The 13,211-nt window shown below is 64.2% G+C and carries 16 protein-coding genes; 13 read left to right on the top strand and 3 right to left on the bottom strand.

Annotation, left to right across the window (positions count from 1 at the left end; all coding sequences use genetic code 11):
* The first annotated feature begins 122 nt into the window (after positions 1–122).
* From iscR to FYK34_RS01045, 13 genes are all read left to right on the top strand, one after another.
* Positions 123–611 (top strand): Fe-S cluster assembly transcriptional regulator IscR, encoded by a 489-nt coding sequence (iscR, locus tag FYK34_RS01105; protein WP_149294667.1) that lies wholly within the window; start codon positions 123–125, stop codon positions 609–611.
* Between the two features lie 28 nt (positions 612–639).
* Positions 640–1,857 (top strand): IscS subfamily cysteine desulfurase, encoded by a 1,218-nt coding sequence (locus tag FYK34_RS01100; protein ID WP_149294666.1) that lies wholly within the window; start codon positions 640–642, stop codon positions 1,855–1,857.
* A gap of 60 nt (positions 1,858–1,917) precedes the next feature.
* Positions 1,918–2,301, top strand: a complete 384-nt coding sequence (iscU, locus tag FYK34_RS01095) for a Fe-S cluster assembly scaffold IscU (protein WP_011134648.1) — start codon at positions 1,918–1,920, stop codon at positions 2,299–2,301.
* 16 nt (positions 2,302–2,317) lie between these two features.
* Complete coding sequence (iscA, locus tag FYK34_RS01090) at positions 2,318–2,641, top strand: iron-sulfur cluster assembly protein IscA (RefSeq protein ID WP_149294665.1); 324 nt, start codon at positions 2,318–2,320, stop codon at positions 2,639–2,641.
* A gap of 85 nt (positions 2,642–2,726) precedes the next feature.
* A complete protein-coding gene (hscB, locus tag FYK34_RS01085) occupies positions 2,727–3,254 on the top strand; it encodes a Fe-S protein assembly co-chaperone HscB (RefSeq protein ID WP_149294664.1) in 528 nt (175 codons plus the stop codon).
* 1 nt (position 3,255) lies between these two features.
* Positions 3,256–3,615 (top strand): hypothetical protein, encoded by a 360-nt coding sequence (locus tag FYK34_RS01080; RefSeq protein ID WP_149294663.1) that lies wholly within the window; start codon positions 3,256–3,258, stop codon positions 3,613–3,615.
* Positions 3,616–3,648: 33 nt separating this feature from the next.
* Positions 3,649–5,508: a Fe-S protein assembly chaperone HscA gene (gene hscA, locus FYK34_RS01075; protein WP_149294662.1), complete on the top strand. Its 1,860-nt coding sequence runs from the start codon at positions 3,649–3,651 to the stop codon at positions 5,506–5,508.
* A 9-nt stretch (positions 5,509–5,517) separates the two neighbouring features.
* Complete coding sequence (gene fdx / locus FYK34_RS01070; protein ID WP_071109699.1) at positions 5,518–5,859, top strand: ISC system 2Fe-2S type ferredoxin; 342 nt, start codon at positions 5,518–5,520, stop codon at positions 5,857–5,859.
* Positions 5,860–5,989: 130 nt separating this feature from the next.
* Positions 5,990–6,184, top strand: a complete 195-nt coding sequence (iscX, locus tag FYK34_RS01065) for a Fe-S cluster assembly protein IscX (protein WP_149294661.1) — start codon at positions 5,990–5,992, stop codon at positions 6,182–6,184.
* Between the two features lie 123 nt (positions 6,185–6,307).
* Positions 6,308–6,943, top strand: a complete 636-nt coding sequence (locus FYK34_RS01060; protein WP_149294660.1) for a glutathione S-transferase family protein — start codon at positions 6,308–6,310, stop codon at positions 6,941–6,943.
* A gap of 103 nt (positions 6,944–7,046) precedes the next feature.
* Positions 7,047–7,661 carry a uridine kinase gene (gene udk, locus FYK34_RS01055; protein WP_149294659.1) on the top strand — a complete coding sequence of 205 codons (615 nt, stop codon included), beginning with the start codon at positions 7,047–7,049 and terminating at the stop codon, positions 7,659–7,661.
* A gap of 121 nt (positions 7,662–7,782) precedes the next feature.
* Positions 7,783–8,043 carry a hypothetical protein gene (locus FYK34_RS01050; protein ID WP_149294658.1) on the top strand — a complete coding sequence of 87 codons (261 nt, stop codon included), beginning with the start codon at positions 7,783–7,785 and terminating at the stop codon, positions 8,041–8,043.
* A gap of 81 nt (positions 8,044–8,124) precedes the next feature.
* Entirely contained in the window at positions 8,125–8,577 is a 453-nt protein-coding gene (locus FYK34_RS01045; protein WP_149294657.1) for an LEA type 2 family protein, read from the top strand.
* Positions 8,578–8,697: 120 nt separating this feature from the next.
* Here FYK34_RS01045 and FYK34_RS01040 read toward each other — a convergent pair whose 3' ends face one another.
* From FYK34_RS01040 to FYK34_RS01030, 3 genes are all read right to left on the bottom strand, one after another.
* Entirely contained in the window at positions 8,698–9,138 is a 441-nt protein-coding gene (locus FYK34_RS01040) for a hypothetical protein (protein WP_149294656.1), read from the bottom strand.
* Positions 9,139–9,244: 106 nt separating this feature from the next.
* The gene (locus FYK34_RS01035; RefSeq protein ID WP_149294655.1) at positions 9,245–11,128 is read right to left on the bottom strand and encodes a methyl-accepting chemotaxis protein; all 1,884 of its coding nucleotides are present in this window, start codon (positions 11,126–11,128) and stop codon (positions 9,245–9,247) included.
* 191 nt (positions 11,129–11,319) lie between these two features.
* On the bottom strand, positions 11,320–13,182 hold the full coding sequence (locus FYK34_RS01030; RefSeq protein WP_231137334.1) for a methyl-accepting chemotaxis protein: 1,863 nt from the start codon (positions 13,180–13,182) through the stop codon (positions 11,320–11,322).
* Positions 13,183–13,211 lie beyond the last annotated feature (29 nt).

Genomic DNA, 13,211 nt, shown 5'->3' with positions numbered 1-13,211 from the left:
AAACCTAGTAAAATTATCGACTTTGACGTTCCGGAAGCCAAAATCAGCCGGCAAATACTTGACTAAAATACTCGGATATTGGGTATAATCGGCTGAAACCTCCCACCACCGGAACAGACACCATGCGCCTCACCACCAAAGGACGCTTCGCCGTCACCGCCATGCTGGATCTCGCCATGCGCGAGGGGCGGGGCCCGGTCACCCTCGCCGGCATCAGCGAACGCCAGAACATCTCTCTGTCTTACCTCGAGCAGCTGTTCGGCAAGCTGCGCCGCGCCGAACTGGTGGACAGCGTGCGCGGCCCCGGCGGCGGCTACACGCTGGCCAAGGACACGCAGGACATCTCGGTGGCCGACATCATCGTCGCCGTGGACGAGCCGGTGGATGCCACCCAATGCGGCGGCCGCGAGAACTGCCGCGGCACTCAGCGCTGCATGACCCATGACTTGTGGACCAACCTCAACGTCACCATTTTCGATTACCTGTCCAAGGTGAGCCTCGCCAGCCTGGTTGAGCAACAGCACAAGCAGGAAGAGCACGCCAAGGAAACCAGCGTGGTGCAGGACAAACGCGATGGCGGCAAGCAAGCCGCGGCACGCAGCGCCCTGTAAACACCTGAAAATCTCGCGGAGATAATGTATGAGCCAGCTCAAGCTACCGATCTATCTGGATTACTCGGCCACCACGCCGGTGGACCCGCGCGTCGCCGAAAAGATGATTCCCTATCTGACCGGCAAGTTCGGCAACCCCGCCTCGCGCAGCCACAGTTTCGGCTGGGAGGCGGAAGAAGCCGTGGAGAACGCGCGCGCCGAAGTGGCCAAGCTGATCGGGGCCGATCCCAAGGAAATCGTCTGGACCTCCGGCGCCACCGAGTCCGACAACCTGGCGATCAAGGGCGCCGCCCAGTTCTACAAGAGCAAGGGCAAGCACATCATCACCGTCAAGACCGAACACAAGGCGGTGCTGGACACCTGTCGCGAACTGGAGCGCCAGGGCTTCGAAGTGACCTATATGGACGTGCAGGAAAATGGCCTGCTCGACATCGAAGCGTTCAAGGCCGCCATCCGTCCGGATACCATCCTGGTCTCCGTGATGTACGTCAACAATGAAATCGGCGTCATCCAGGACATTCCGCAAATCGGCGAAATCTGCCGCGAAAAAGGCATCATCTTCCACGTCGACGCCACCCAGGCGCCGGGCAAGGTCAAGATCGACCTGAACACCCTGAAGGTGGACCTGATGAGCCTGTCCGCGCACAAGGCTTACGGCCCCAAGGGCATCGGCGCGCTGTACGTGCGCCGCAAGCCGCGCGTGCGCCTGGAAGCGCAGATGCACGGCGGCGGCCATGAGCGCGGCTTCCGCTCCGGCACCCTGCCCACGCACCAGATCGTCGGCATGGGCGAGGCCTTCCGCATCGCCCGCGAGGAAATGGACAGCGAATGCGAGCGCATCCGCATGCTGCGCGACCGCCTGTGGCGCGGCATCCAGGACATGGAAGAGGTGTACATCAACGGCGACGTCGATCAGCGCGTGCCGCACAACCTCAATGTCAGCTTCAACTTCGTCGAGGGCGAGAGCCTGATCATGGCCATCAAGGACTTGGCCGTGTCCAGCGGCTCCGCCTGCACCTCCGCCTCGCTGGAGCCGTCCTACGTGCTGCGCGCGCTGGGCCGCAACGACGAAATGGCACACAGCTCCATCCGCTTCACCCTGGGCCGCTTCACCACCGAGGAAGAGATCGACTTCGCCATCGAGCTGCTGAAGTCCAAGATCGGCAAGCTGCGCGAGCTGTCCCCGCTGTGGGAGATGTACAAGGACGGCGTGGACCTGAACAGCGTGCAATGGGCGGCCCACTGAGCCGATAACCGATTACCGGCCGCGGAGGAAGCAAGCCGCCGCGGCCCGCAGGAGATAGACATGGCATACAGCGAAAAAGTACTGGATCACTACGAAAACCCGCGCAACGTCGGTTCCTTCGACAAGGGCGACGACAGCATCGGCACCGGCATGGTCGGCGCCCCGGCCTGTGGCGACGTGATGAAGCTGCAAATCAAGGTGGGCGCGGACGGCGTGATCGAAGACGCCAAGTTCAAGACCTACGGCTGCGGCTCCGCCATCGCTTCCTCGTCCCTGGTGACCGAGTGGGTGAAGGGCAAGTCGCTGGATGAAGCGCTGGCGATCAAGAACACCGCCATCGCCGAAGAGCTGGCGCTGCCGCCGGTCAAAATCCACTGCTCCATCCTGGCCGAAGACGCGATCAAGGCCGCGGTGGAAGACTACAAACAAAAGCACGGCAAATAAAAGACGGGGCTCTGTCATGGCACTGACTCTTTCCGAACGCGCCGCGCAACACGTAGGCGCCTTTCTCGCCAAGCGCGGCAAGGGCCTGGGCGTCCGCCTGGGCGTGAAGACTTCCGGCTGTTCCGGCATGGCCTACAAGCTGGAGTTCGTCGACGTTGAAAATATCGAGGACGTTCGTTTCGAAAGCCACGGCGTGGCCATCTACACCGACGCCAAGAGCCTGGCCTATCTGGACGGCACCGAGCTCGACTACGTCAAGGAAGGCCTGAACGAGGGGTTCAAGTTCAACAACCCCAACGTCAAGAACGAGTGCGGCTGCGGCGAGAGCTTCAACGTCTGATCGCCGCCGCCGCGGGGCGGAGCGTTGACGCGCAAGCGCTGATGCTCCGCCCCGCGTTTTTCACGGCCCTTAGCTCGGAAGCACGATGAACCACGACTTCACCCAGGACTTCTTCGCCCTGTTCGGCCTGCCGCGCCGCTACGCCCAGGATGCCGCGCAACTGGACGCCGCCTGGCGCGCCGCCGCGGCCCAGGTCCATCCCGATCGCTACGCCGCCAGTCCCGACGCCGAAAAGCGCAGCGCCTTGATGCTGGCCACCCGCGTCAACGAAGCCTACCAAACGCTGAAGTCGCCGCTGAGCCGCGCCCGCTACCTGCTGCAATTGGCCGGCGTGGACACCCAGGAAGAGAACAACACCCGCATGCCGGGCGACTTCCTGATGGCGCAGATGGAATGGCGCGAAAGCATAGACGATGCCCGCAGCAGCGTGGACGCGCTGGAAGCGCTATCGCGCCGGCTGCGCGCCGAAGTCCAGGACATGCAAGCCGAGCTGGAGGCCGCCCTGGACGCGCGCGCCGACTTAGACGCCGCCGCCGTTCTGGTGAGAAAATTGCGTTTCATGGACAAGCTGGACCAGGAAATCGGCGACGCCATCGAAAGCCTACTGGACTAGCATGCTCGCCTCGACATATCGACAGGCTTTGCGGCAGCAAATCTGGGCATGGGCACCGGGCATCGGCTACCTGCTGCTTCAGATATTGATGTTGCTGCCAAACGTCCACCGGGGCGAAGATGGCCCCGGCTGCGGCAATTCACTGTTGGGAGGCGCGTTTATGCTTGGTCTGCTCGCGCTGCCGATCGCCAGTTGGAATGCTTACCGGCTGTCTCGCCTCGGCTGGAAAAACGGGACGGATGACAGCGCCGACTCGCGCGTCACCCGAGCTCGGCACTGGTTCAATCTGGCCTTGAGCGCGCCGGGACTGATTTTGGGTCTTTACATCGTATTCGCCATCCTCTCCGCCACTTGGCGTTGAGAGGGCTAGCCACTTACATTGACTTGAACTGACATGGCTCTACTGCAAATCGCCGAACCCGGCCTCTCCGCCGCTCCCCACCAACACCGCTTGGCCGTGGGCATAGACCTGGGCACCACCAACTCGCTGGTGGCTACCGTTCGCAGCGGCGCCGCCGTGGTGCTGCCGGACGAGCATGGCCGCAGCCTGCTGCCCTCCGTGGTGCGCTACGGCGAAAGCGGCGCGCTGGCCGTCGGCTACGAGGCGCAGAAGGAACAAAACCGCGATCCGCACAACACCATCGTCTCGGTCAAGCGTTTCATGGGCCGCGGCGTCAGCGACATCAAAGACGCCGGCAGCCTGCCCTACCGCTTTGTCGACGCGCCGGGCATGGTGCAGCTGCTGACCAGCGCCGGCGCCAAGAGCCCGGTGGAAGTGTCGGCCGACATCCTGCGCGCGCTGAAAGACCGCGCCGAAGCGAGCCTGGGCGGCGAGCTGACCGGCGCCGTGATCACCGTGCCGGCCTATTTCGACGACGCCCAGCGCCAGGCCACCAAAGACGCCGCCCGTCTGGCCGGCCTCAATGTGCTGCGCCTGTTGAACGAACCCACCGCCGCCGCCATCGCCTATGGCCTGGACAACGGCAGCGAGGGCACTTACGTGGTCTACGACCTGGGCGGCGGCACGCTGGACGTGTCCATCCTGAAACTGACCCGCGGCGTGTTCGAAGTGCTGGCCACCAGCGGCGACTCCGCGCTGGGCGGCGACGACTTCGATCACCGCGTGTTCTGCTGGATGCTGGAACAGGCCGGCCTGTCCGGCCTGTCCGCTCACGACATGCGCCTGTTGCACACCCGCGCCCGTGAAGCCAAAGAAGCGCTGACCGACCACGCCAGCACCCGCATCACCGCCATCCTGACCGACGGCCAGTCGCTGGATCTGGAGCTGGACCAAGCCACCTTGCACGCCATCACCAAGACCCTGGTGGACAAGACGCTGACGCCGGTGCGCAAGGCCCTGCGCGACGCCAAGATCACGCCCGAGGACATCCAGGGCGTGGTGATGGTGGGCGGCGCCACCCGCATGCCGCATGTGCAAAAGGCCGTGGCCGATTACTTCGGCCGCGCGCCGCTGACCAATCTGGACCCGGACAAGGTGGTGGCGCTGGGCGCCGCCATCCAGGCCAATGTGCTGGCCGGCAACAAGCAGGACGACGAGTGGCTGTTGCTGGACGTGCTGCCGCTGTCGCTGGGCATCGAGACCATGGGCGGCCTGACCGAGAAGATCATCCCGCGCAACAGCACCATTCCGGTGGCGCGCGCGCAGGACTTCACCACCTTCAAGGACGGCCAGACCGCCATGGCCATCCACGTGCTGCAGGGCGAGCGCGAGCTGGTCTCCGATTGCCGCAGCCTGGCCAAATTCGTGCTCTCCGGCATCCCGCCGATGGTGGCCGGCGCCGCGCGCATCCGCATCACCTTCCAGGTGGACGCCGACGGCCTCTTGTCCGTCACCGCGCGCGAGCAGACCTCCGGCGTGGAGGCCAGCATCGAGGTCAAGCCATCCTACGGCCTGTCCGACGACGAGATCAGCCGCATGCTGACCGAGTCGATGAGCCATGTGCAAGAAGACATCGAGGCGCGCAAGCTGCGCGAGGCCATCGTCGACGCCGAAAGCCTGCGCGACGCCACCCGCAACGCGTTGGCCCAGGACGGCGACCTGCTGAATGACGCCGAGCGCGCCGAAGTGGAAGCCGCCGTCAGCGCCGTCGACGCCGCCATCGCGGAAGCCGTCACCCGCCGCGTCAACGAGGCCAGCGCCGCGCTGAACCACGCCACCGAAACCTTCGCCGCCCGCCGCATGGACCGCAACATCCAGCGCGCGCTGAAGGGCCACAAGATTACCGATCTGTAAGGATACGCCATGCCGCGCATCATCGTTTTGCCCCACCCGGACCTGTGTCCGGAAGGCGCCGTGATTGACAACGCCGAAACCGGCCAAAGCATCTGCGACGCCCTGCTCGCCCACGATATCGAAATCGAGCACGCCTGTGAGATGTCCTGCGCCTGCACCACCTGCCACTGCATCGTGCGCGAAGGCGGCAACTCGCTGAACGAGGCCGACGAGCTGGAAGAAGACCTGCTGGACAAAGCCTGGGGCCTGGAGGCGCAATCGCGCCTGTCCTGCCAGGCTATCGTCGCCGATGAGGACTTGGTGATTGAAATCCCCAAGTACACCATCAACCACGCCCGCGAACACCATTAAGGAGCAGGCCCTGAAATCCCAGCGGCAGCGTTGCGCCGCCTTGCCGTACTATGTGTACTGTCTGCGGCGGCGCGCCTCGCCGCTGACGCTGCGCTGGATTTCATGACCTGCTCCCGCTCAGGAGACATCTATGAAATGGACCGACGTTAACGACATCGCCATCGAACTGGCCGACGCCCACCCGGACGTGGACCCGAAGACCGTGCGCTTTGTCGACCTGCACAACTGGGTAGTCGCGCTGCCCGGTTTCGACGACGATCACAGCCGCGGCGGAGAGCGCGTGCTGGAGGCGATACAGCAAGCCTGGATAGACGAAGCGGAGTAAACCGCCAGCTTCGAACAAGGCCCCGCAAGGGGCCTTTGTCATGTCCGCGGGTGAAAATAGGCCACAGGGGGTTTATCATCGAAAAACGCGCCGGCCTTCGCCGCGCCCCCTCTCGGAGCCGCCATGTTCACTCTGGTCATCGGCAACAAGAATTACTCCTCCTGGTCGCTGCGTCCCTGGCTGGTGCTGAAACAGCTCAATGAGCCATTCAAGGAACAGCGGATCGACCTCTACCTTCCCGACAGCAAGACGCGCATCCTGGCCGTCAACCCGGCCGGCAAGCTGCCGGTGCTGGTGGATGACAAGCTCAGAATCTGGGATTCGCTGGCCATCTGCGAATACTTGGCCGAATGCTTCCCCGCCGCCGGCCTGTGGCCGGACGACCTGAAGCAACGCGCCGTCGCCCGCGCCATCGTCGCGGAGGTCCACTCCGGCTTCGCCGCCCTGCGGCAAAACCTGTCCATGGACCTGTCCTTGCGCCAGAACGGCTATGAAAGCTCGCCCGCCGTGGAGGCCGACATCACGCGCATCGTCTCCGTGTGGGAGACGCAGCGCGAGCGCCACGCGGGCGATGGCGATTTCCTGCTTGGCCGCTTCACCATCGCCGATGCCTTCTTCGCCCCCATCTGCAGCCGTTTCCAGACTTACAACGTCGCGCTGCCGCCCACTTCCGCCGCCTACATGCGCCATATCCTGTCCTTGCCGGCCATGCAGGAATGGTATCGGGCCGCGGAACATGAAACCCGACGCCCCGCCTAAGCGATCCAGATCATTCGGTGTCGCAAATCGGGTGGAACTACGCGCCATAAGTCATTAGAATGGCGCGTTTTTTATATTTTTATTACCTTAAGGACATCCTGACATGAGCACCCCGTTCATCATCGGCGTTGCAGGCGGCAGCGGCAGCGGCAAGACCACGGTTACCAACAAGGTGCTGGAAACCATTGGTTCCGAGATGGCGGCCGTCATCATTCAGGACTACTACTACCGCGATCAGAGCCACCTGACCTTCGAACAGCGTCTGGGCACCAACTACGACCATCCGCAGGCCTTCGACTGGCCGCTGTTGATCGCCCATATCGACGACCTGCGCAACGGCCGCGCCATCGAGATGCCGGTATACGACTTCGCCAACCACACGCGCTCCCATCAGACCATTACCGTGCAGCCGGCGCCGGTGATCGTGATCGAAGGCCTGTTCCCGCTGTACGACGCGGCCCTGCGCGAGATGATGTCGCTGAAGATCTTCGTCGACACCGATTCCGACGTGCGCTTCATCCGCCGCCTCAAGCGCGACATCGCCGAACGCGGCCGCACCATGGAAAACGTGATCGAACAATACCTGACCACCGTGCGCCCGATGCACAACCAGTTCATCGAGCCGACCAAGCGCTTCGCCGACGTGATCCTGCCGCACGGCGCCAATGACCCGGCGGTGGACATCATCACCACCAAGGTGGCCAGCCTGATGGTGTGAGGCCTGCCCGGTTCCGAAGAAAGCCGCCTACTGGCGGCTTTCTGCTGCCTGGTTGACGGGCGCGGCGGCCAGACGGACAATCGCCGCTCGCGCCATGCGGCGCATTTATCGAGAACACACCATGCACACGATCAAACCGCGCAATCCACTGGCTTGCGCAGCCATCATGAAGAAGGGCGGCGCGCATGCGGCCAGCCGCTCCGGACAGCGCCAGTCGCAAAAACAAGCCCTGTGGGCGGAACTGGAAGACTGGCGCGAGGAAACCCGCGCCCCACTCGCCGCCCGGAACGACGCGTCCGACGCCGAAGAGGCGTTTTTCGCAGCCGCCAAAGCAACAGGCCATCCAGCGATGGCCTGTTGCTTTGGCGCGCTGGCATGCTAACAATTTCGCACACGAGGTTTACACAAGCAGACATGGGCAGGCAGTAAAATGCCGCATCGTCCCGCCTAGGAAGGTTTGGCCATGAAATGGATTGTCCCCGCCCTGCTCGCGCTGCTGCTCACCGCCTGCAGCAGCATGGGCCTCAAGAAGCCTCAAGTCAGTCTCAGCAATATCGAACCGGGCAAGAGCACGCTGTTCGAGCAGAATTTCACCGTCACCCTGCGCATCGCCAATCCCAACGCCATACCGCTGCAAGCCAGCGGCATGGACTTCGACCTGATGGTGGGAGGGGAAAAACTGGGCGGCGGCCTCAGCAATCAGCCCATTTCCATCCCGGCCAATGGCGAGGGCCTGGTGCCGCTGCAGGTGCATACCTCGCTGGCAGCCTGGATTCGTCAGCTGGCCAACTGGCAGCAATTGCCTGGACGCAAGCTGGGCTACGAGATCAAAGGGCAGCTCAAAGACCTGAATGGCCTCGCCACCCTGCCCTTCAGCAGCCATGGCGAGTGGCAGCTGCCCCAGCTGGGCAAATAAGCCTGCAACCCGTCGAGGACGCGCAACGGATCATAAACAGGCTCGGAGTGCCGCCTGGCCGCATGACCGGCACGCTCGGCTTCCGCGCCCCTTGATCCAGGCTGGCGTTGTCCGCGACGCTTACTGCCGCGGCAGCGCCAGACAGTTGTTGCCGTCGAAGCTGACGCTCAGCACTTCCTGGGTTTTCTTGTCCACCACGAAGTTGGTATTGCACTGATAGTGCACGGAGCCGCCGCCCGTCATGCCGTCGCTGACCCAGCGCCCCGGCGTCTCCACCACGCGGCTCTGGCCGTCCTTGTCCGTCACCGTCAGCTTGGTGCCCGGCTCGTAGCGCGTGTTCTGCGTCAGCGGCTGCTGCTCGGTGCTTTCCTTGACATAGCTGTACAGCATGTTGCCGTTCGGCATCTTCATGCTCTTGCTCGGCGGCCCCCACTCGGCTAGCAGCTCATTGACGTCGCGGCCTTGCCAGCGGTACACCTTCTGCGCATAACCCTGCTGGGTCGGGATCATGGAGCAGCCGGCCAGGGCCAGCAGCAGCGTCGGCAATATCAGTCTGTTCATTCTCGGCCTTTGTGCAGTCGATTCATCATCCTGCCTCCATTTTCCCGTTCCCCAAACAAAAACGCCAGCGCGAAGGCTGGCGTTGAGAGGGGCGGCGACAGGCTGTTTACAATTTGAAGCGACTGAAGGCCTGCTGCATCTGGCGCGCCACGCCGTCCAGGGTGCGCAAGGTCTGCTGGGCGTCCTGCAAGGCGGAGTCGGAATCCAGGATCTTGTTGTTGATCGACTCCGTGCTCTGCGCCATCGCCGTGGTGGCGTTATGCTGTTCCCCCGTGGACAGCGCGACATCGCCTATCTTGTCCACCACCTGGCGCATGGCGCGCGTGATGTCCTCCAAGCGCGCGCGGGCCTGCTCGGTCTGCGTGGCGCTGCTGTCCACCGACTGGATGGTTCGCTCCATATTGCCCACGGCCTTGCCGGTTTCGCTGAGAATGTTCTGCACCATATTGCCGATTTCCACCGTGGCGCTGCCGGTGCGCTCGGCCAGCTTGCGCACTTCGTCCGCCACCACCGCGAAGCCGCGGCCCTGCTCGCCGGCGCGCGCCGCCTCGATGGCCGCGTTCAGCGCCAACAGATTGGTCTGATCGGCGATGTCGCGGATCACGCCGGTGATCTTGGAAATTTCCTGCGAACGCTGCTCCAGCCCGGTCAGCAGGCCGGACAGCTCGCCGACCGACTGGCTGGTGCGCGCCATCTCGCCGCTGATGCGCTGCAGCTCCTCGGCGCTGGCCTGGGAATGCGCGCCGGTGTCGCGCGCCAGTTCGTCGGTTTCGCGCGTGGCATCGGCGATGTGCGAGATGCTGACCGTGACCTCCTCGATCGCCGCCGCGTTGGAGCTGGAGATATCGGCCAGGGCGTGAGAATCCTCCGCCACCGTGGCCACCACGGCGCTGACCGAGATCACGCCCTGCGCCAGTTGCTCGGCCTCGCCGCGCAGCTCGCGGAACATGCCGTTCAAACGATCGACGAACTGGTTGAAGGCGCCCGCCATCTGCGCCACTTCATCCTCGCCGTCCGCCGGGATGCGGCGCGTCAGATCGCCCTCGCCCTGCGAGATCTCGCGCAGCGCGTCGCGCACCTGCAGCAGGCCTTGCAGCAAGCGGCTCAGATAGGCGCCGGACAGCAGCAGGGCCAACGCCAGCACCACCGCCAGCGCGACAATCATGTCCACCATCATCTGGCGCAGCGGCGCGTCGCGCAGCTCGCTGTCCACCACCACGCCCAGCACCCAGTCGCTGCCCTCCACCGGGCTTAGCCGCAGCAGGCGGCGGCTGCCGTCCAGCTCCACTTCGGCCGGCTCGCGCTGGCCCAGCAGGCTGGCGATGCGCGCCTCGTCCATGCCAGGCATCAGTTCGGACAGCGGCTTCAGCGCGGTGTCCGGCTTGGGATAGGCGATCAGCTTGCCGTCTTTGCCCATCAGGAAGACGAAGCCATTGCCCGGCAGCGACACCGACAATACCGACTTGACCAGCTGGCCGATGGCGATGTCGCCGCCGACCACCTTGTTGCCGGCCGGCAGCGCCTGGGCGATGGTGATCACCAGATCATTGATGGACGCGCTGGCCGGCTTGTACGGCGGCGTCACGATCACGCCGCCCTTGGCCTTGGCGGTTTGGAACCAGCCGCGCGAGGCCGGATCGTAGCTGGCGCTGGGCTTCTGTTTGCCGGGGATGGAATAGACCATGCCCTTGGTGTCGCCGTCGCCGACGAAAATCTGGATATAGCCGCCGGCTTCGGCCAGCTGCTGCAGATACAGGGTGGGATCGGCTTCGCCGCCGTGGCGCACCGCGCTGGCGATGATCTGTCGGCGCTGCTCCAGCCAATTGGAAACGAAACGCTGCTGCCCGCTGATGGCCAGATCGAGCTGGGCATCGATGCCTTCGGACAGATTGCTGCGGAATTTCAGATAGGCGCTGACCGCCGTGGCGCAGGTGGCCACCAATATGGCCAGGGCCAGCAGCAGGGCGATCTTGCTTCGTATGGATTTCATGGCGCTCCGCTTCTCATCGTCGAGGGACGGCCGCCCGCTCAAGGCCGGCGGGCCGCGGTTTCAAAACGGCGAAATTGTAAATGGAACTTACAAGTCGCGCGACCACACCAAACAAAATAGCTGTGCATCCTACAAAGACTGCCTCGCATACGCCGTAGGCATCGCCATTGCGCGACAATCGCCACCACTCGTTATAGCTTGAAGCGTCCGAACGCGTCCTGCATCTTGCCGGCCACCAGCCGCAAGTCTTCCAGCGTCCGCATCGCGCCTTGCAGCGCGGCGTCGGAGTCCAGGATCTGGTTATTGATGGACTCCGTACTCTGCGCCATCGCCGTGGTGGCGTTGTGCTGCTCGCTGGTGGACAGCGCCACATCGCCTATCTTGTCTATCACCTGCTGCATCGCCTCGCCTATGGCCATCAGCCGGCCGCGCGCCTGGCTGGTCAGCTCCACGCTGGTATCCACCGCGCCGACGGTGCGATGCATATTGCCGACCGCCTTGCCGGTTTCGCTGAGGATGTTTTCCACCATTTCGCTGATTTCCACCGTCGCCTTGCCGGTGCGCTCGGCCAGCTTGCGCACTTCGTCCGCCACCACGGCGAAGCCGCGGCCCTGCTCGCCGGCTCGCGCCGCTTCTATCGCCGCGTTCAAGGCCAGCAGATTGGTCTGGTCGGCGATGTCGCTGATGACGTTGGTGATCTTGGAGATTTCCTGCGAACGCTGCTCCAGCGCCGCCAACAGGCCGGACAGCTCGCCGACCGACTGGCTGGTATGCTCCATTTCAGCGCTGATGCGCTGCATGTCTCCGGCGCTCTCGCGCGAGTGCTCGCCGGTATGGCGCGCCAGCGCGTCGGTTTCGCGCGTGGCCTCGGCGATATGCGAGATGCTGACCGTCACCTCTTCGATGGCCGCGGCATTGGCGCTGGAGATGTCCGCCAGGCGGTGCGAATCGTCGGCCACCTGCTTCACCGCGCCGCCCACCTGGATGACGCCGCCGGCCAGTTGCTCGGCCTCGCCGCGCAGCTCGCGGAACATGCCGTTGAGCCGGCCAACGAACTGATTGAAGGCCTTGGCGGTTTGCGCCACTTCGTCTTCTCCATGCACCTCGATGCGGCGCGTCAGGTCGCCCTCGCCCTGGGAGATTTCATGCATGGCGTCGCGCACCTGGATCAGGCCGCGCAGCAAACGGGCCAGATAACCCGAGCTCAAGCCCACCAGCAGCAGCAGCACCACGATCACGCCGCCGGCGATCAGCCAGAACAGCTGCGTCACCGGCGCCAGCACCGCCGCCTCATCGGCCGCCACCGCCAGCACCCAGTCGGTGCCCTCCACCTGGCGCAAGACCACCAGGAAAGTCTTGCCGTCGATATCCAGCGGCGCCACTTCGCCGCTGGCCACCAGTTGCTGGAAGCGGGCGTCATCCAAGCCCGGAATCAGCTCGGCGATGGGCTTCAGCTCCTGGCCCGGCTTGGGATAGGCGATGACCTTGCCCTGGCGGGTCAGCAGGAAGGCGTGGCCGTCGCCGGCCAGCTTGATGTCCAGCACCGACTTCACCAGCTTGTCGATCAGGATGTCGCCGCCGACGACGATCTCCTGGCCCGGCGCCTTGTCGGCGATGGTGATGACCAGCTTGTCCTTGGTTTCCGGCTCGGAATCCTTATAGGGATCGGTCACGATCACGCCGCCGGCCGCCTTGGCCTGTTGGTACCAGGGGCGCTGCGCCGGCTGGTACTCGGCGCTGGGCTTGGCGCGGCCAGGCACGGAGTAGAACATCTCGCCGCTGTCGCCGTGGCCGGCGTAGAGGATGTTGAAGCCGCCGCCCTTGGCGATCTGCTGCAGGTAGTAGCTGACCTGCGGGTCGCCGGCGCGCTCCAGACTGGCGCCGATCAGCTTCTTGCGCACCGTCAGCCACTCGGACACCAGGCCGCCCTGCAGTTGCTGCACCTGAGTGACTTCACGCTTGGCCTCGTCGTAAGCGTGATTGCGGATATTGAAGCAGGCCAGGAGGGTGACGCTGAGCGTGGCCACCAGGATGGAGGCCGCCGTCAACAGCATGAGTTTGTGCCGTATGGAGCGCATAATGA

Source organism: Chromobacterium paludis, assembly GCF_008275125.1.
Taxonomy (GTDB): Bacteria; Pseudomonadota; Gammaproteobacteria; order Burkholderiales; family Chromobacteriaceae; genus Chromobacterium; species Chromobacterium paludis.
The sequence above is the reverse complement of the archived record's forward strand: the minus strand, read 5'-3'. Positions and strand labels throughout refer to the sequence as shown.